Genomic DNA, 18,977 nt, shown 5'->3' on the forward strand with positions numbered 1-18,977 from the left:
CGCTTTACCTGCAATCAACACTTCTCTAACATTCTTCTAATCTTTGGATACTATACTCGATTTAGTTTAAACCAAATAGGAGGGAAGAGAATGAGTAAGTTGTGGAGAAGGCTTGCGGTCAGCGGAATGGCTCTGGCCGTTATCGCGGCAAGTCCGGCGGTGATTGCCCAAGAAGGCGGGAATAAGGGGGCTGTTGCCGGCGGGACAACTTCCAAAAATCTGATTGTGCTTATCGGGGACGGCATGGGGCCGGCTCAAATTTCGGCTGCCCGCTACTACCAGCAATATGTGAAAGGCGTTAAATCGCTGAATCTCGATCCTTATTATGTGGGGCAAGCGACTACGTATGCCGACCGGGGCGAAGACGGGGGCACCGTCGTTTCCGGGATCGTCACGGATTCGGCGTCCGCCGGAACCGCCTTCGCTACCGGACACAAAACGTACAATGCCGGGATCAGCGTATCCAACGAAGACGTTTCGAAACCGTTTGCTTCGGTCATTGAAGCGGCGGAAGCCGGCGGCAAGGCCACCGGCCTCGTGACGACGGCGCGGATTACTCATGCAACGCCGGCTGTTTACGCTTCGCATGTCCGCAGCCGCGACAACGAAAATGCGATTGCTTCCCAATATTTGGACAGTGGGGTGGATGTGCTCTTCGGCGGCGGAAAGAACTTCTTTGTGACCAAGGAGGAGAAGGGAAAACGTACGGACAAGAACCTGCTTCCGGAATTTAAAGCGAAGGGGTACAAGGTGATTGAGAACGCCCAAAGCCTACAGGCATTGACGGCAAAAGATTCCAAGGTGCTCGGTTTGTTCGGCGGTTCCCACGTCGATTACGTACCGGACCGGAAAGCGGAAACTCCTAGCCTGGCCGCGATGACCTCCAAAGCGCTGGAAGTGCTTTCCGCGGATGAGGATGGCTTTGCCATCATGATCGAAGGAGGACGGATCGACCATGCGGGGCATGCGAACGATCTGCCGACCTTGGTTCAGGAAGCGCTGGATTTCGACGCCGCGTTTAAGGTGGCGATCGATTTCGCCAAGAAGGACGGAAATACGTCGGTTGTCGTCACCGCGGATCATGAAACGGGCGGATTGTCTTTGTCCAGAGACAACATCTATGAGATCAATATCGATTTATGGGATAAGCAGAAGAATTCTTCCGAATATCTGGTCAGCGCTTTAAACGAAGCCAAAACGTTGGCGGACGTGAAGAAAATCGTAGCGGAGAACACGTGGATTAAAGATTTGAGCGATGAGGAAGCCCAATATATCCTGGATGGCGATGGTTCCTCTTATAAACGGGAAGGCGGTTATAATGCCGTTATTTCCAAGAGGCTCCTAGTGGGCTGGTCGGGACACGGCCATTCCGCCGTGGATGTCGGGGTTTGGGCGTACGGGCCGATCGCCGAGAAGTTAAAAGGCCAGGTCGACAATACCGAAATTGCGGTAGCCGGAGCGGAAGCCATCGGTGTTGATTTGGCGAAGGCCACTGCGGAACTTCAATCCCGCCACATCTATCCGAAGTTTAAAATCAACCGGGAAAAAGAGGTGCTGTACCCGGCTAAAGCCTTGACCGAGGCGCTTGGGGGAACTTATCAGGAGAAGGGCTCCAGCGCATCGCTCACCGCGGGCGGCAAGACCATTTCGGTCGATCTTGCCGGCAAAGCGGCAAAGGCTAACGGAAAATATACCGTTGAGGTGGATAACGGAACCTTGTATCTGCCCCTTGGCGCTTTCAATGAGCTTACCGGAAAGACGCTGAAATGGGATGCTTTATCGGAACGGATCCTATTGAAATAAAGACTTTAAAAAGGCATACAGGAACAGGAGAAACCCCTTTCTCCTGTTCGCTTTATTTTGAAGGAGGATACTATGCTGGAAATTCGCGGAGTTAGGAAACGGTTTCAAGTTGCGGGCAAGACGATACCTATCTTGGACATCTCCGAATGGAACGTGAACCAAGGCGAGCAAATCGCGATTACCGGGCCGAGCGGTTCCGGAAAAAGCACCTTGCTTCATCTAATCAGCGGAATCATGAAGCCGGATTCGGGAGTCATCACCATCGGAGGCGAGCGGTTGTCGGAGATGAACGAGGCTTCACGGGACACCTATCGGTCCGCACATATCGGCTATATTATGCAGGATTTTTATCTCATCCCTTCGTTAACGGCAAGGGAAAACATTCAAATGGCCCTCTCCGGCTCCAGGAAAGGGAAAAGCCGACAGGCCAACATCGCCGAGTGGCTTGAGCGGGTTGGCCTTAAGGATAGGGGACACCACAAGCCCGCCCAATTGTCTCGCGGTCAACAGCAGCGGGTGGCGATCGTTCGGGCGCTGATTCATGAGCCTGAACTGGTTTTGGCGGATGAGCCGACGGGAAGCCTGGATTGGGAAACCGCGGACGAAATCGGCAACCTGCTGCTGGAGCTGTGCGACAGCCAGCGGCAAACGCTTTTGGTCGTCACCCATGACCTGAATATGGCCGAGCGTTTCCCGGTTTCCAAACATATTCACGAGATCAATCTAATGAACCGAAACATGCAGGTACAGGGGGACATCGCGATATGAGCTTGCTGCGCTACATGCTTCGAAACCTGCTGCACCGCAAGTTTTTATCGCTGCTAACGATCTTGTCGGTAACGGCAACCGTGGGATTTATCCTTTTGCTCTCCATGTCCAAGGCGGGGGTGGAGGAAGGGGCGGAAAACGGATACGGGCCCTTTGATCTTGTGATCGGCGCAGCCGGCAGCGAAACGCAACTGGTGCTTAACACCTTTTATCATGTCGGAGCTCCAACCGGCAATATAGCCGGAGAAGCATGGGAGGCGGTAAGCAAGCATCAAGGGATCGACCAGGCTTTTCCCATGACCACCGGAGATTACTTTAACGAATTTCCGATCGTGGGCATCGACGCGGGCTATTTCATGACCCGGTACGGAGACCGGGCGTTATCGGACGGCATTCTGTACCGGCAGACGGGGGAAGTCGTCGTTGGGGCCCATGTGGCTGAAACCCTGGGGCTTCACGTTGGTGACACCTTCACAGGCGCCCATGGATTGGTGGGAGATTTACATCATGAAGAGGAGCATGAAGGGGAAGAGGGGCATGCGGGCGAGGAGCAAGATGCCCATGAACAATTCCGGTATACGATTACGGGAATATTGCCCAAATTGAGCACTCCGGATGACCGGGCTGTATTTACCACGGTAGATTACGCTTGGGCAGTCCACGGCGAGGAAGGCGGACATCGGGAGATCACGGCCGTGTTGGTGAAGCCGAAGTCGCTGCTGAGCGGCCAAGAGTTAAGAGATGCGTTAGAAGATAAGGCCGGGATACAGGTTGTGTACACCAGCAAGGAGGTAGCCGATGTGGTGAACCTGGTGGACAGAGGATCGGAGTTGATCGAAATTGTCACCCTGCTGTGCGTAATGTTGGCCGCGGTAACGATCCTGTTATCTCTGGTGGCCGCTGCGGGCGAGCGTACCAAGGATGCGGGGATGCTGCGTCTTTTGGGCAAATCGAAAGGATATATCATGGCTTCGATGCTCGGGGAAGGGCTTGCTCTTACGGCAACGGGGCTTCTGTTGGGCTATCTGGCCGGGCACATAACCGCTTATTTCCTTCAGGAGGCCGTGTTCAACTATGCGGGCATTCAGATCGACCCGTTTCAGGTTACAGGGGATCATGCCGCAATTGCCGTCGGAGCACTGGTCACCGGATTGGCTGCTTCCCTGTTACCCGCTTTCCGGATGTACCGGATGGACGCGTTGACTCTTTTTAAGGCTTAGGAGGAGCAAGAGTATGAGGAACCATAAAGTGATTTCTCTGGTGATGTTAATGATGGCCGTTCTTTTGCAAGCATGCGGGCAAAACAAACCCGCAAGCCCTGCCGCGGGCACTTTTGCCCAGGCGGAGGCGACAGGCGGGCTTACGGCTGAGGAGAGGTCGGTGATTTCGCCGGATAAGGAGCGGGCCAACGGGCCGCAGAAGGAAGCCGGAGCCCCCGATAATCCCCTGAAGGATGCGGAGACGGGCACGGTTGCAAAAGAAAACGAGCAGGAAAATGGACACGAAGAGCAACAAGGTAAAGAAAGTCCGGTTAAGGATAAATCGAGCGGCGATAAAGCCGCAAAGAAAACCCCGTCTAGAGCGGAAACTTCAGGCGGGAAGCAACCGTCGAAAACGGAAACGGTAAGCGGGGATCAGCCGGCAAAAACGGTGCCGGAAAAACAAAATACCGCTAACAAGGAGCCCAGGGAGAATAACACAAAGGTTAACAAGCAGGTTGACGGCGAACCGAAAACCAAGCAAACCTCCGCTGTGCCGAAAACACTGGATATCAGCGCCAAGAAGACCGACCGGGGTCCGCAAAGCATAAGCTGGTCCGGCTTTTTCGACGGCGAAGACCAGACGACCCCGTCCGAACAGTTCTGGGATCTTAGCGGCTCGACAGTGACTATTAAGGGATTTATGGGTGAGGTACTGTCCTTTGAAAAAAACTGGTTTTTGCTGATTCCGGAGCCTGGGGCGGAATGTCCTTTTGACAATGGGGATGAAACCTACTGGAATAAAATCATGATCGTGTTTGTCCCGGACGACGTCAAGCTCCGCTATAAATCAGAACCGCTCCAAGTAACGGGGCGGCTTGATGTGGGGATTAAGATTGACGAATCCGGCTATAAAACGATGTTCCGGCTTTATGACGCTTCCTTCAAGGAGATTAAGGAATAGGCTGAATTTCTGCGTTTCAAGTCCCGCGCATTGCTTTAAATGGAACATGTAGCCGGAATAATGAAGGAGGTCCTTTCATGAAACCATTGTATACGGCAACAGCAACGGTAAAAGGCGGGCGTACCGGAACGGTGGAAACGTCGGACGGGGTCCTGAAGCTGAACCTTAGTATGCCTGAATCGCTTGGAGGTGCAGGGGGGAATGGCACTAATCCGGAGCAATTGCTTGCGGCGGGGTACGGAGCCTGTTTTGCGAGTGCTTTGGCCAATGTGGCCCGGAAAGCCGGAGTAAAGACGGAAGCGGCAGAGGTCACCCACCATGTGAGCATCGGTAAAGATGAGGGAGACGGCGGCTTTCGGCTGGCCGTGGAAATCGATGTGAAGCTTCCGGGAGTGGAGCCAGCCAAAGCTCGGGAATTGCTGCATCAGGCGCATGATTTCTGCCCTTATTCCAAGGCGACGAGGGGAAATATCGAAGTTAAATTGAATCTGGTGGAATAGCGCGACCATGCGCTTCAATAAAAAAGACTTCCTTGGGCATATTAACAGGGAAGTCTTTTTTTGGGTAAGGGAACGTGGAGATCAGGGATGTCATCCCCTTCCAAGTTGACACATGGATGAAAATTAATTAATATGTCTAAGTACTAAAACAGGTTTTTAAATTGATAATACGGGTGATGACCATGTCTTACAGACCGAATGTAGAGAACGTGACCAAGGCTGGGAGCAATGAAAAAGAAGGTTTGTACGAATTTATCGTCAAGCTGGCCGACGGAACGGAGTGCCGAGTATTTTACCACCGTTTTCCCGAATGGCGGTTAACCAATATTAGCCGTTTGCAGAAAACGCCTTGCCCGGTCTGCCGTAAAGATTTTATTTGCAAATGCATGGATAGTTTTTCGGGCGATATCGAGCGTCAAATTACAGATGAGCAGTGGATTGACAAGGCATTGGCCGAATAATGGATCGATTCGGTTGCGAATAGTGAGCGCGGGGCTAACAGGCTCCGTGCTTTTCTCTATATAGGGTGAGGAGGAAACAAGGTGGAAAATGATCAGGCAACCTCCGCTATCGTCTTTTTTGACGGTGTGTGCCATCTTTGTCAGGGGGCGGTGAAGTTTATTATCCGCCGCGACCCCCGGGCAAGGTTTCATTTCGCGTCCCTTCAATCCTCAACGGCGCGGACGCTTCTGGCGGGCCGGTTTCCCGGTTCGGGAGATACGATGCTTCTATTGGAAAACGGGAGGATGTATTCCCGTTCGACCGCGGCTCTGCGTATTGCCAAGGGATTGCGCTTTCCCTGGCCGCTGCTATACATTTTAATCGTGGTTCCGCCGGTGGTGCGCAATGCCGTTTACAGCTGGATTGCCGCAAATCGCTACAAGTGGTTTGGCAAGGATGAGGCGTGTATGCTCCCCACCCCGGAAATCAAAGCACGATTTCTGGAGGATCGGAAATAGGACTTGTCCGAAGAAAAAAACTGTGTTATTCTTACTGTAAAATTCAGGAATACGGGAACGGAAGCACCGTCCAAAACACCGAGACATCGGTTTTTGGGCGGTGCTTTTTTTCGTTCCGTGAGAGGAGCGTGAGTTTTCTTGCCCTTAAGGCTGGTGCTGGCCGTCCAGGATGAGCAATACATCGAACCGTTCCTTCAATTTGCCCGCAGCGGTGAATTTGAACGGGGATATACAGTTACCGCGTTTAGCCGGACGGAGGCGTTTGTGAGATATTTGGAAGAATGCGGGAATCAGGTTGACGCTGTTCTTGGGGAGGCCGTTTTTATCGAAGCGGTATGCCGTGACGGTCGGGAGAGGATCAAATTCATTCGCCTCAGTGAAGAGGAACAAGGGTCTGCCGGAAGCGGAGCTTTGTACAAATATCAGCCGCTCCCCTTGCTGCTTTCCACCGTTTTCGAGAAGGTTCGGGAGATCCGGGAGGGAGCCGCTCCGCCGGAGGGGAGGACGCCGGTCTATGGGGTAACGGCAGCCGTGGGGGGATGCGGGAAGACAACGCTGGCTCTCCATTTGGTCCGGCAGTTGGCTTCGGAAGGTAAACGGGTCTTCTATCTGAATCTGGAGACCATCCACAGCGAAGTCCTTTGCGAGGCGAGACCAGCCGGGAAGGAGGGGAATACCAGGGGACTTGCACGCTTGCTTTATGATCTGAAAGCGGGGGAAGAGCGTCAGGAGGAGCTTAAACTCCCAGTTACGGCTTATTGTTACCGCCATTCGGTGCTTCATTGCGACACGTTTGCACCGGTCGATAACTTTAACGAGCTCCTGGAAGTTGGCAGAAAGGAGGCCGTTGCATTAATCGGATACATTGCCGGCAGCGGGAATTATGATGCGGTGATCGTAGATACCGATTCTTTTCCGCACGAACGAACAGCAACGATGATGGAGCAATGCGACAAATTGATCTGGCTTGTTGCGGACGATTGGGGAGTGATGAGGAAAACGGGGGCCTGGCTTGCTCATTTGGAGAAAACACGACCCTCCTTGTTCAACTCGGTCATGGCCAAAACGCTGTTTGCGGCCAACCGGGTTTCGGGCGAGGTCCAGGCCCTTTCCGCGGGAAAAGGCATTCAAGTTGCTGCCGTGCTCCCTTTGATTCCCGCTTGGGCTCAGGGGAACCGTCAGGGAGGGATCATGCATTCCCCGATCTACCAGCGGGATGTGATGAAGCTTTGCCGGATGTTGGGCACGACGAAGGACGGAGCTCGGGAAGGGAGGGAGCTTTTTGATTCAGGGCGACCTGTTTACCCTTCTTAGAGGAGAAATCCGCTCGGGTTTGGATGTTACCTCCACGCTGGAAGACGAACAATTGATGTCGTATATTGAGCGCCGCGTCCTTGAGGAGCCGCGGTTGGCCGGCCTTACCGCAGCGGAGAAGTTGAAATGGGTCCGCCGCTTGTATGATTCCTTCCGGGGACTGGACGTTCTCCAGCCGCTCGTCGACGATCGGACAATTACAGAGATCATGATCAACGGACATGATGAAATTTTTGTCGAAAAGGATGGACAGGTGACCCGGCTGCCGGTCCGCTTTGAATCCAGGGAACGGCTTGAAGACATCATTCAGACGATCGTATCCGGTGTCAACCGGGTGGTGAACGAGTCTTCTCCCATCGTCGACGCACGGCTCAAGGACGGTTCCCGCGTCAATATCGTCCTGCCGCCGATCGCGCTGAAAGGACCGACGATGACGATCCGCAAATTTCCCGATCATCCGATGACGATGCGCGATCTGGTCCAAAGAGGCGCGCTGGGGCAAGGGGCCGCCGAGTGGGTACAGACGCTCGTTAAGAGCAAATACAACATTTTTATCAGCGGGGGTACGGGGTCAGGCAAAACAACATTCCTGAACGCACTGTCCCAATACATTCCTTCGGATGAACGGGTGATCACGATCGAGGACTCCGCCGAACTGCAAATCGTTACCGTTCCGAATCTCGTTTCGTTGGAGACGCGAAATGCCAACACGGAGGGCAGAGGTGAAATAACGGTCAGGGACTTGATCCGCTCCTCTTTGCGCATGCGTCCGAACCGAATCATCGTCGGGGAGGTCCGCGGCCGGGAGGCGTTGGATATGCTGCAGGCCATGAATACGGGACATGACGGTTCTCTCTCAACCGGGCATGCCAACAGTACGATCGACATGATCAGCCGTTTGGAGACGATGGTGCTTAGCGGAGCGGATTTGCCGATCGCTGTGGTAAGGCAGCAGATTGCTTCGGCGATCGATATTTTCATTCATTTATCAAGACTCCGCGACCGTTCGAGACGGGTGACCGAAATTTCGGAGGTTATAGGGATGAAAGATGGGGAGGTGATGCTGAACCGGCTTTACCAATTCAGGGAGCAGGGAGAGAACGGCGGGAGGATTATCGGCCGGCTGGAGAGAACGGGAAATCGGCTAATGCATGGAGAGAAGCTGGCCATGGCCGGAATGAACCGGGAATGGGCGGAGGAAGAGGGGGAAGGCAGGTGAAGGAACGGGGGATTGGCGGACCCGCTAGAAACGCACGATCCGCATCGGTCATTGGCAACCGGGAACCGCTTACGGATTACCGTATTTATGTGCTGTCCGATCGCCAGAAATGGAGCTGCTTGCTGTTGGGAGGTATCGGATTGTTCGGGATAGGATACGTGTTTTTTCATTCCCTGATTATTTCGCTGCTGCTGGCGGGAGGGACGTTTTTATCGCCGAAATACTGGAGCCGCTACTTGCTCCGGAGAAGACGGGAAAGGCTTGGCTTGCATTTCAAGCAAGCTTTGTACTCCTTGTCCTCGTCTCTGGCGGCCGGGCGTTCCGTGGAGAACGGCTTTCGGGAAGCTATCGCGGATTTGAGGCTGTTGTACCCTGACGGAAGCAATGACCTTATTTCCGAACTGGCCATAATTTGTACCCGGCTTGAATATGGGCAACCGATCGAAGAAGCGCTCCAGGATTTCAGCAGGCGTGCGGGCATGGAGGATATCAGCAACTTTGCCGATGTTTTCACGACATGCAAGCGCACGGGTGGGGATCTGGTCGAAATCGTACGGCGGACCTCCGCCATTATCAGTGAGAAGTTGGAGATCAGCCAGGAGATCGGGGTCATGATCGCCCAGAAGCGTTTTGAGGCAAAAGCGATGCTCGCGGCGCCCGTACTCTTCTTAATGTTCATGGATTTGACTTCATCGGATTACATGAGGCCTTTGCACAGCGGAGCGGGGCTGCTGATTTCTGCCGTCGCGCTGCTGATCTTTGCGGTTTGTTCGTGGCTGATCTTTAAAATTATGGATATCCGCATCTAGGAGGTGAGTTCGCTTTGATGCTGTTGGGCGGCCTGTTGTTATGGGCCCTGCTCGGTTTGTGGTGCGGCCTGTACCTTAAATCCAGGGAGAGGTATGAAACTTACCGCGGACTTGTGATGGAAGGAATCCGGCTGCAAAAGATTGCCCCTCCCATGCTGTTTTTACTGGAGAAGCTGAGGTTATCCCAGAGGGCTCCCTTCTTTTTTTTCAAAATTCAACGTTCGGTCCAGAAGCTTTGCGGGGATCGGCGGGGCGGCGATTTGACCCGCCTTTTTCTGGCGGAAATGCTCTCTTACAGCTGGCTGTTGATGATGTTCGGCAGCTTGTTGACATTGCTCATGGGAGGCGATGGCAGCGGGCTGCTCATCGGGGGAGTTCTGGCTGCGCTTCTTCCGGCGGCCCTGATCAATGATCTGCATCGAAAGGTAGTCCGGCGCGAAAGGGAGGTGCTGATCGAACTGCCCGAGCTTTTGAACCAAATCATTTTGCTGGTCGGAGCCGGATCCACCGTCCAGCAGGCGATCAAGCACTGTTTGGAACGAAGGAAGGGGGAACAAGACCATCCGCTGTATCGTGAACTGATCCAGATGCAGAGGGAATGGGAAAGCGGCGATTCGTTTCAGCATGCGATGGAAGGATTCAGCAAACGATGCGGCATTCAGGAGGTGTCTGTCTTTACAACGGCAGTATTACTCAATTTCCGCCGTGGGGGCAACGATTTTGTACTGGCGCTTCGTGATTTGTCACATACCCTTTGGGAAAGGCGAAAAGCGGTGAGCAAGACGCTTGGGGAGCAAGCTTCCTCCAAACTTGTTTTTCCGATGGTGCTGCTTTTCGTTGTCGTGGTTATTTTGGTGGGAGCTCCGGCCTTTATGGTGATGAATTTGTAGCAAGAACTTTTAATCAATGATATGGGGAGTGAGGATTGTGTTGGCTTTGATGAACGGGAAAATAAAGGGGTTTTGGCGCAATGAAGACGGACTTGGCATGCTTGAGATGATTTTGATCATCGCGGTCATCGTAATTATAGCGATTATTTTTCGGACCCAGCTCAAAGAAATTGTCACGAGCCTGCTCGGCAAGGCCAAATCCAAAACGGAAAATTTTATGGACGGGCAATAAAATGCGGCGGCTTTTGCAAAGTCGGGAAGGAAGCTTCACGCTTGAAGCTTCCCTCGTTCTCCCCGTTATCTTGACAACGCTGCTTATCCTGCTGTTTTTCTGCATGTTCTTGTATCAACGCGCAGTTCTCGGTCAAGTCGCGGCCGTAGCGGCGGAACGGAACGCTTATGTCTGGGATAACAGCTATCGCAAGCCGGAAACCGGCGCGTTTGAAGAAGGGAGCTATGACCCGCTGTATTGGAGGTTGAGTGATGACGGGATGCTGCAGGCTATTTTCGGATTTGACCGCCAAAACCCGGGGGCGCTTTTATCGCTTCCCGCGGTTGGAGAAGACGGGGGAGACGCCTTGCCTTTGCGAAAGCTGAACCGGGTCGGACAGAAAGTTCACCCGGGAATTCAAGGCGAGATGACATACGACAACAGGCTTTTGATGCGGAAAGCCGCGGTATCCTTGAATCGCTTCGCTCCGCTGGCCCCGCTCGAAAGAGTCATTGGAGATATCACTCAAGATGCGTCATCAGAGGCCTATATCGTTGATCCTGTGGAGTGGATCCGCAGCGTCAATCTGGCGGGATATTACGGGGCCAAATTCAAAGGCAGCGGCGGAAGCAGCATGGACAAACAGGAGGCGGGAAAAGCACTGGCCTTGTTCGGAAAATAACGAGCCTTACATTCGAGTTGACTCTTGATTTTACGGCTATAGCTGGAGTAGAGGGGGCGGAAGATATAACGATGTTTAAGCGCAGGCGTTCGGAACTGGGGGCCGTTTCGGTGTTTTTAATTATGGTTTTTGCGGTCGTTTTTGCCTTTGTTTCCATCTTTGTGGATTTTGCCCGCATATCCGCCCTTCAGGCGAAGACGGAGATGCTGGCTCATGCCGCTGCCCGCTCCGTCATGTCGGCCTATGATCCGCAGTTGTTGGAGAAATACGGTTTGTTTGCCTTTGGGGAGACGGATGCCAACTACATGATGTCCAAGGTGCTCCAGGCTCAGTTCGACACGTTGAAACAGAGTGAAAGTTTGCCGATTGTGAATGCGCAGCTCGATTCGTCATCCGTAGAGCTTCTGCGGCCGTTGGGTACTTATGGGGTGTTTGAGCAGCAGATCCGGGAACAGATGAAATACAAAGCTCCGATCGATTTTACGATCGAGATCATCAACCGCTTCAAACCGATGTCCGGCATGATGAAGGAGGCTTCCAACACTGTCGATTTGCTCGGCAAGCTCCAGAAGCTCTACGAACGCCGCGAGGCGAAGCTGGACGACATGCTGGAGAAACAAACACGTGCGGCCGCTCCGGTCACTAAATTCGGGATTTGGTTACCAAGGTCCGGTGGTCCGGCCGGGGATGGAGAGCTGGGGGATATCTCCGCCGCAGCGGACGTGGCGGCCCAGTATGGGGAGTATGCCCAGAAAGTGGCAGAAGACCGTGACAGGAAACCTCTAAAAAGGAGGCACACCCTGGAAATCGGCCGATATCGCTCAAAGGCTTCAAGGGTGTTCGATCATTTAAAGGACGGAAACCGGGAAGCGGGTGAGCTTCATCGGGAACTGCTCCCACAGGCGAAACAGCTTTTGAACGAGGCCAGGGATATCAATGAACAGATGAAGCGGATCATTAAGGAGGCGGAAGATCGGCCCGCTCAGGATGGATACAATACGGTTGCGAATGCGGAAAGCACGGGCGGTAACGATGCGTTGTCCGGCGGAGACCACATCTATAACATTCGCCAAAAGAGCCTGGAGCTGATCCTCCCGGAGGATATGTTCGCCGACTTTGAAAGCGATATTTCGCAGCAAGCCGCAGATTATTCCAAACTGGATGCCGCCGCTTCTCCTTTTTTGGCCATGGAGGGGGCCGTTATGGCGGCTGCCTGTTCGGAAGGCGCACTATTCTCGAATCTGAACCGGATGCGATCGGAAGTCAACGGTTTTGCGGGGAAATTCGCGGATCCCGGAGCGGGAAATCTGTTGGAGCAGAACCGAAAGAAGCTCCTGGATAACCGTTCCTCCGACGGGGAACGGAAAGCGACAGAGAAAAAAGCCGCAGCCAAGTTGAAAGAAGCCAGAAATCTGATCGGACAAATCTCCGGTTTGAAGGAGAAGTTAAGAGAACAACAAAAGCAGTTCGATCAATTGGAAGCTTATTTTCAGGCCAATCGGGAATTCAATAGCCATTCCAGCCCCTCCAAGGGGGAAACGGGAGCTGCTAGGGCGGCTGATCCGTATGACGCAGGGGGTGAGGCCATGGCCGGAATGGACTCGCTTTATGGCGGATTTTCCGGCTTGCTGCAAGGGATGACGGACAGCTGCTTCCAGACCGAGTACATTGCAAGCTATTTCCGTTACCTTGACGTAAGTTCGCTCAAAGGGCTGCTGAAGGAAAAAGGTGCCGGAAAATTGGAGTTGATATCCGATTCTTTTGCGGCGGGCCGCCAGGAAGTGGAGTATATATTGTACGGATTCCACAATCCGGCGGGAAATATCGCAGCGGCATACGGAGAAATTTTTACACTTCGGCTGGCGATCCGGACGATGGAAGGATTGGTCAAACACGCCTCAGAAGGCAATCCGCTGTTCATATTGGCATCCGCCCTGCTGTATGGGGTGGAGAACGCCATCAAGGATATGATTGACCTAACCCAAAAAGGCAGCCTTGAGCTTAGCGATTTTTTAAAGATTCAATTTTCCTACAGGGACCATCTGCGCCTGTTCTTACTAATTCATGGCAGGAGCGAGAAAAGGCTGTCCCGGATGCTGGCCGTAATTCGCATGAATACGGGGATTCCGACGGAGGAACGGGCTACATATCTGAAGGGGAGCGTCACCGCCTCCTCCCCGCTCTGGTTTTTGCCGGGGGTTGCCAAGGCGATGAGTTCAGCCGGGGTCCTTTCGGGAAGGGTGGAAGGAAGCAAATATGTTGCGAGTAAACAAGCGGATTTTTCCTATTGACGAACAGCCTGATACGAAGGGGAGCATCGTACTCGAAGCTTCTCTGGTGATGCCCTTATTCGTCATGGTCATCTTTCTGTTCATTTACATGGTCCAGATGACGTTGATTTCCACACAAATGCAGGTCGTGGCCGCCAATGCGGTAAGGCAGGTTTCAGCTCATATCTACCCTGTGGCTTTGGCGGTCTCCAAGACAACGGCGGGGGAAAAAACGAATAGAAATGAAGGTGAACCGTTACCTGGGAAGCAGTCGGCCGGTTGGAGGATGCCGGAATTGTCTTTATCCGCGTGGGCGAACGAGTATGCCTCCAAGCTGCCGGAGCCTTTATCCGGCTGGGTTCAGTCTGCGGCGAATCGGGGAGACGAGCCGCTTCAAGATGTGAAGAGCCGCCTCTCCGAGCAGGTTCTCGATCCGGCAATAAAGCCGATGCTCCGCCCTTTTTTGAAGGGGACCTGGCTGAAAGAAGAGCGGCTTCACGTTCATCGGGTCACTGTCCCCGACCTGAAGACAGGCCGGAATCCTTATTTCGGACTGGAGATCAGCTACGAGCTGCCCATCAAGGTTCCGTTAACCGGGCGGAGGATTTTACTTCAGGCGAGGGCGGAAGAACGGCTGTGGATCGGTGATACTGGGGAACAAGACGGTCAGGGCAAAGGGAGCGGGGAAGGCGAATCGGGCAAGGGGAAGCCGGCCTCCATTGTATCCAAGCCCGAGCCAGCCTACGCGGGCCATCGCGCGCTCGTGAAAGCCCTCGTAGAACCAGGAACGCAAGCCAAATTGACAGTGTACTACAAAAGCGGCGTCAGTAAAGCCAAGTATTTGGGGGCCGCATCCGCCGGAAAGGACGGCATTGTGGAATGGGAATGGCTCGTAGGCGGCAATACGACACCAGGTACATGGACGATTGAGATAGAAACGGAGGACGGACTAAGAACGACTGAACAGTTTAATGTTGAAAGTCCATAACTCAAGGGAAACTATTTGTCTTCGCAGGGGGGAGCGAACATGACAGGGGAGCTTGTTGGGGTTTTTATTTTATTAGGGGCGGCCTTTATAACGGACTTGAGATCGATGAAGATACCGAACGCCTTGACGCTGTCCGGACTTGCGTTTGGATTGCTGTGGCATCTCCTGGACGGAGGATGGGGAGGCGGCCTGTTCGCTTTAAGAGGGGTTGCGGTAGGCTTCGCCCTAATGCTGATGCTGTATTGGTTCGGCGCGGTCGGCGGAGGCGATGTAAAGCTGTTTGCGGGCATCGGCGCATGGACGGGGGCTCAGATGACATTGCATATCATGGTGTATTCCATCCTTTGCGCCGGTTTAATCGGAGTCTTTATCTTGATTTTGCGGCGGGAAGCGTTTACCCGGTTACGCGGAATTTTGCATAATATTCTGGGTGCCCTTGTGCTGAAAAGCTGGATTCCCGTTCGATCGGGACGGAAGAATCAACTGCAATTTCCGTTTATGCTTGCGGTACTCCCGGCAGCGGTCTATGCGGTATTCAATTTATCCTAGGGAAAGGGGGACAGGATCATGCCGGAATTGACGGCCGATTTTATAAGAGACGGCGGAACCTACATGGTGCTGGGCGCCAAGGGCGGCCTTCATTCAGGCCATCTCAACCGGGTCCAGAGGAACATGCTCTCTTCGGTTTCCGTCCCGAACTTGCTGCGTCTGGATGTCAGGGAAGTGGATTTTGAGGTCAGTCTGCACTATGAGATCACCGGCAAGAGAATGCTGTCCCAGTGCTTGAAACAAGACAAAATCACGATGCCGGAACTCTACAACTTGCTGATGCAAATCGCGGAAGCGCTGGATGAATGCAAGCAATTTATGCTGTCACCGCTTAACTTCTATTTGGATGAAAATTTTATTTTTGTCGAGGATCCTTTATCCTCCGGAATTTTATATTTTACATATTTGCCTTTTTGCGAGCCTCTTTCGGACGAATCGCCGGCGAAAGCGCTGACTGGACTAATCACCAAAATGATTACATGTGTTTCTTCGATGGAGGGAGGAGGAATCCAGCAACTGCTTCGCTTCTGCTCGGACGAGCTTTTTTCATTGCCCGAATTCAAGAATCTGTTAGTTCGGCTGATGACGAAGGAGGATCCGGCCGCGACCGGCGTCTCAGGTTTCAAAGGTCCGGAGAAACTTGGCTGTCGCCCGGATTTGCGTTCTCCCGCCGTCACGATTAAGGAGTATGTGCCTGAACAAAATATTCCTTCCCCAGCGTCCGATTTTTATCCTTCTATGGCGAACATACGCGAAGGGGAGGCTTGTTTTTCTTCTCAGGCCGGAGCGGAGAATGACAGGCCGGTTTCACCGCCGTCAGGCGCTTCCAGGTTAAACACCTACATCTTGGCGGGGATGGGGGTGACGGCCGCTCTCTTGTGGAAAATCATCTACTTCGATAATCCCACAAGTTTGAACAGGAATATATGTCTTGCCGCAACGATACTGCTAATAACGGCTGCCCTGCTTTTAGGCCGCGGTAAATGTAGATGGCTTTCCCTATTCGGAGGTCAAAAGCGCGGGGGAGGCGATGAAAGCGATGATGAGTTAAAAACAAATGAGAATGAGATTAATGGAGCTCCGTCCTGGGACCAAAGCTGGCGCTGGAATGAACCGTTTGAACCTGAACTTGCCATCGCTTCGCCTTTGGTTCATGACGGTTCCAAACAGTCCTACAACGCCTGGAATAGGCCCGAACCCGATCCGCCGGAGGCCGGTCATGCCGCAGGGATGCCCCCTTTACCGGCGCAGCGAACGGTGCTGCTCAGAGAACCGGCAGCGCCGGACCGGTTATCCCCAAAGGCGGCGTCATTCTCCTTGGAGCGGCGGCAAGGGGAGCAAGGAGGACAAAATCCGGAAACCATTATACTCGGTAAAGGCAGCTTCATAATCGGGCGCTCGGAGGAGATGTGTCAATATGTGGACGGCGCGCCGGGGGTCTCCCGCGCTCATGTGGAACTGATGGTGCTGGAAGAGGGTTGCTCGTTAAAAGACCTCGGTTCACGGAACGGAACGATACTTCGTGGAGAGCTGATCGCTCCTTATAAGAGTTACCCCATGAATCCGGGGGACTCCTTTATTATTGCCGATTGCACGTACACCTTGCGCCAGCGCGGCTTGGGAGCTAATTTGGATTAACCGTAGATAATCCTACCCAAAGAGTGTATAATGATCGAGAATCATTCTCAATTACATCATTTTGGTTTATAATTGCTATGTTGTCTTACTACTGTGAACAAGTCAAAAGGATGGATTAATTCATGACAGCCTCAACCCAAGCTACAAAAGCAAACCGCCGTTCCCGGCCGCTTGCGGCCAGTCTGATTTTGATCGGCGGCGTCATTTTGCTTGCATTCGCTATCGGCTTGTCCATTTCCGTCGGGGCAGCCGATATCAAGCTGTCCATGGTATGGGACGCTCTATTTCATTTTGACGCCGGGCGGACCGAGCATCAAATTATTCTCGACATGCGCCTTCCCCGCGCGGTAGCCGCGGCATTGATCGGCGCGGCGCTTGCGGTCGCGGGAACGATCATGCAGGGGATGACAAGAAACCCGATGGCCGATTCCGGGCTGCTTGGACTGAACTCCGGGGCGGGGCTTGCATTGGCGATTTGTTTCGCGATGGTACCGGGAACGCCTTTTCTTCTAATGATGTTTTATTCTTTTGTCGGCGCCGCGGCCGGTGCCGGTCTGGTTTTTGGCATCGGCTTCCTCTCGAAAGGCGGCATGACCCCGGTCAGACTTACCTTGGCAGGGGCGGCGGTGAGTATGCTGCTGAATGCGATCAGCGAAGGAATCGCCCTGTACTTCAAGGTCGGCCAAGATCTTGCGTTTTGGTACGCCGGCGCGGTTACCGGGACGACCTGGGACCAGCTGAAATTCGTCGCCGTAGGCGTTGCCGTCGGTTTGGTCGGGGCGCTCTCTCTTTCCAAGTCAATCACCTTGCTTAGTCTGGGTGAGGAAGTGGCTACCGGACTGGGGCAGAGGACGGGCTTAATCAAAGCGCTCAGTATGATTTTTGTGCTGATTCTGGCGGGAAGCGCCGTTTCGCTGGTCGGAGCCATCGGATTCGTCGGCTTGATGGTCCCCCATGTCACCCGATTTTTGGTGGGTGTCGATTATCGCTGGGTTGTCCCGTCTTCAGCCGTTCTGGGAAGTTTGCTTATGGTGTTTGCCGATATTCTGGCGCGGATGGTTAATCCGCCCCATGATGTTCCGATCGGAGCGCTCATCGCCGTTATCGGGGTTCCCTTCTTCCTTTACCTCGCGATGAAGCAGAAAGGAGGGCTCGACTGAACATGAACGGACCGGATTATAGCGCTCATTTACGGAGAAAAGCGGCGAGATCCTACGGGGTTATTCTGCTCTTCACAGTTTTGATTCTGGCTGTATTTATCATCAGCATGAACACGGGATATATCCGGCTTACGCCAGGCGAAGTGTTTCGGACTTTGTTTGGTATGGGGACGGATAAGCAGGAGTTGATTCTCTACGATTTCAGGCTCCCCCGGATTGTCATCTCCGTCCTGATCGGGATGGGAATGGCGGTATCCGGCTGTATTTTTCAAGGAATCTCCCGCAACCCGTTGGCCGATCCCGGCGTGCTCGGCATCAATGCGGGCGCCGGGTTGGCCGTAACCTTGTTCATTTCGTTCTACCCTACGACGGCGGCGGCGCCGGTATTTATGATGCCGTTTCTCGCCCTTTTGGGAGCCGCGTCGGCCGCCATCCTGATTTATGTGCTTTCCTACAAGAAAAACTACGGGCTTCAGCCGATCCGGATGGTGCTGGTGGGAATCGCCGTAGCGGCTGGCATCAATGCGGCCATGATCATTCTACAGCTCCGGCTTCGGCCGGAAAACTTCCAACTGCTTCAGGTCTGGCTTGTCGGAAGTATTTGGGGCACGTCGTGGAAGTATGTTCTGGCGCTGCTTCCGTGGATCCTGATTTTAATCCCTTACGTATTTATGAAAGCCCGGGCACTTAATGTGCTAAGCCTGGGGGATCAGACGGCGACCGGTCTCGGTACGCAAATCGAGCGGTCACGGCTCGGACTTTTGGCGGCCGCCGTCGGTTTGACCGGAGCTTCCGTAGCCGTAGGCGGGGGGATTTCGTTTGTCGGGCTGATCGCTCCGCATTTGGCAAGGCGGCTGGTTGGCCCGAAGCATGAATTTTTAATTCCGGCCTCCGCCCTGGCCGGCGGGCTATTGGTCATCATAGGCGATACGCTGGGCAGATGGGTACTTCAGCCGACGGAGATTCCGACGGGGATCGTCGTAGCCATCATCGGAGCGCCTTACTTCTTGTATTTGCTGGCGAAATCGAAGGGCTAAGATGCTGGAAACATAGC

Annotated in this window: 19 protein-coding genes; all 19 read left to right on the plus strand. The window is 53.5% G+C overall.

Features of this window, described 5'->3' with window-relative positions; translation table 11 throughout:
• Nucleotides 1-90: 90 nt before the first annotated feature.
• The 19 genes from V4U88_RS13005 (at nucleotide 91) to V4U88_RS13095 (ending at nucleotide 18,960) form a co-directional block, all read left to right on the plus strand.
• Complete coding sequence (locus tag V4U88_RS13005) at nucleotides 91-1,803, plus strand: alkaline phosphatase (RefSeq protein WP_334073678.1); 1,713 nt, start codon at nucleotides 91-93, stop codon at nucleotides 1,801-1,803.
• A 72-nt stretch (nucleotides 1,804-1,875) separates the two neighbouring features.
• Nucleotides 1,876-2,571, plus strand: coding sequence for an ABC transporter ATP-binding protein (locus V4U88_RS13010; RefSeq protein ID WP_334073679.1), 696 nt, complete (start codon nucleotides 1,876-1,878; stop codon nucleotides 2,569-2,571).
• The gene (locus V4U88_RS13015; RefSeq protein ID WP_334073680.1) at nucleotides 2,568-3,791 is read left to right on the plus strand and encodes an ABC transporter permease; all 1,224 of its coding nucleotides are present in this window, start codon (nucleotides 2,568-2,570) and stop codon (nucleotides 3,789-3,791) included. Before V4U88_RS13010 ends, V4U88_RS13015 begins: the two co-directional genes overlap by 4 nt.
• Nucleotides 3,792-3,804: 13 nt before the next feature.
• Nucleotides 3,805-4,734, plus strand: coding sequence for a hypothetical protein (locus V4U88_RS13020; protein WP_334073681.1), 930 nt, complete (start codon nucleotides 3,805-3,807; stop codon nucleotides 4,732-4,734).
• 77 nt (nucleotides 4,735-4,811) lie between these two features.
• The gene (locus V4U88_RS13025) at nucleotides 4,812-5,234 is read left to right on the plus strand and encodes an organic hydroperoxide resistance protein (protein ID WP_334073682.1); all 423 of its coding nucleotides are present in this window, start codon (nucleotides 4,812-4,814) and stop codon (nucleotides 5,232-5,234) included.
• 182 nt (nucleotides 5,235-5,416) lie between these two features.
• Nucleotides 5,417-5,695: a hypothetical protein gene (locus tag V4U88_RS13030; RefSeq protein WP_334073683.1), complete on the plus strand. Its 279-nt coding sequence runs from the start codon at nucleotides 5,417-5,419 to the stop codon at nucleotides 5,693-5,695.
• An 81-nt stretch (nucleotides 5,696-5,776) separates the two neighbouring features.
• Entirely contained in the window at nucleotides 5,777-6,193 is a 417-nt protein-coding gene (locus V4U88_RS13035) for a thiol-disulfide oxidoreductase DCC family protein (RefSeq protein WP_334073684.1), read from the plus strand.
• 138 nt (nucleotides 6,194-6,331) lie between these two features.
• Nucleotides 6,332-7,507 (plus strand): hypothetical protein, encoded by a 1,176-nt coding sequence (locus tag V4U88_RS13040; RefSeq protein WP_334073685.1) that lies wholly within the window; start codon nucleotides 6,332-6,334, stop codon nucleotides 7,505-7,507.
• A complete protein-coding gene (locus V4U88_RS13045) occupies nucleotides 7,479-8,726 on the plus strand; it encodes a CpaF family protein (protein WP_334073974.1) in 1,248 nt (415 codons plus the stop codon). The genes V4U88_RS13040 and V4U88_RS13045 overlap by 29 nt, the downstream gene beginning before the upstream one ends.
• Nucleotides 8,723-9,535 (plus strand): type II secretion system F family protein, encoded by an 813-nt coding sequence (locus V4U88_RS13050; RefSeq protein ID WP_334073686.1) that lies wholly within the window; start codon nucleotides 8,723-8,725, stop codon nucleotides 9,533-9,535. The genes V4U88_RS13045 and V4U88_RS13050 overlap by 4 nt, the downstream gene beginning before the upstream one ends.
• Before the next feature lie 17 nt (nucleotides 9,536-9,552).
• The gene (locus tag V4U88_RS13055; RefSeq protein WP_334073975.1) at nucleotides 9,553-10,425 is read left to right on the plus strand and encodes a type II secretion system F family protein; all 873 of its coding nucleotides are present in this window, start codon (nucleotides 9,553-9,555) and stop codon (nucleotides 10,423-10,425) included.
• A 16-nt stretch (nucleotides 10,426-10,441) separates the two neighbouring features.
• Complete coding sequence (locus V4U88_RS13060) at nucleotides 10,442-10,657, plus strand: Flp1 family type IVb pilin (RefSeq protein WP_334073687.1); 216 nt, start codon at nucleotides 10,442-10,444, stop codon at nucleotides 10,655-10,657.
• A 13-nt stretch (nucleotides 10,658-10,670) separates the two neighbouring features.
• Entirely contained in the window at nucleotides 10,671-11,318 is a 648-nt protein-coding gene (locus V4U88_RS13065; RefSeq protein WP_334073688.1) for a TadE/TadG family type IV pilus assembly protein, read from the plus strand.
• Nucleotides 11,319-11,389: 71 nt separating this feature from the next.
• On the plus strand, nucleotides 11,390-13,609 hold the full coding sequence (locus V4U88_RS13070) for a TadE/TadG family type IV pilus assembly protein (protein WP_334073689.1): 2,220 nt from the start codon (nucleotides 11,390-11,392) through the stop codon (nucleotides 13,607-13,609).
• Nucleotides 13,575-14,576, plus strand: coding sequence for a TadE/TadG family type IV pilus assembly protein (locus V4U88_RS13075; protein ID WP_334073690.1), 1,002 nt, complete (start codon nucleotides 13,575-13,577; stop codon nucleotides 14,574-14,576). The genes V4U88_RS13070 and V4U88_RS13075 overlap by 35 nt, the downstream gene beginning before the upstream one ends.
• Before the next feature lie 39 nt (nucleotides 14,577-14,615).
• A complete protein-coding gene (locus V4U88_RS13080) occupies nucleotides 14,616-15,125 on the plus strand; it encodes an A24 family peptidase (RefSeq protein ID WP_334073691.1) in 510 nt (169 codons plus the stop codon).
• Nucleotides 15,126-15,143: 18 nt separating this feature from the next.
• Nucleotides 15,144-16,763 carry a DUF6382 domain-containing protein gene (locus tag V4U88_RS13085; protein ID WP_334073692.1) on the plus strand — a complete coding sequence of 540 codons (1,620 nt, stop codon included), beginning with the start codon at nucleotides 15,144-15,146 and terminating at the stop codon, nucleotides 16,761-16,763.
• A gap of 122 nt (nucleotides 16,764-16,885) precedes the next feature.
• Nucleotides 16,886-17,923 (plus strand): FecCD family ABC transporter permease, encoded by a 1,038-nt coding sequence (locus V4U88_RS13090; RefSeq protein ID WP_334073693.1) that lies wholly within the window; start codon nucleotides 16,886-16,888, stop codon nucleotides 17,921-17,923.
• 2 nt (nucleotides 17,924-17,925) lie between these two features.
• Nucleotides 17,926-18,960, plus strand: coding sequence for a FecCD family ABC transporter permease (locus tag V4U88_RS13095; protein WP_334073694.1), 1,035 nt, complete (start codon nucleotides 17,926-17,928; stop codon nucleotides 18,958-18,960).
• Nucleotides 18,961-18,977 lie beyond the last annotated feature (17 nt).

It is taken from the genome of Paenibacillus sp. A14 (genome assembly GCF_036864815.1).
GTDB classification, from domain to species: Bacteria; Bacillota; Bacilli; order Paenibacillales; family Paenibacillaceae; genus Fontibacillus; species Fontibacillus sanfengchensis.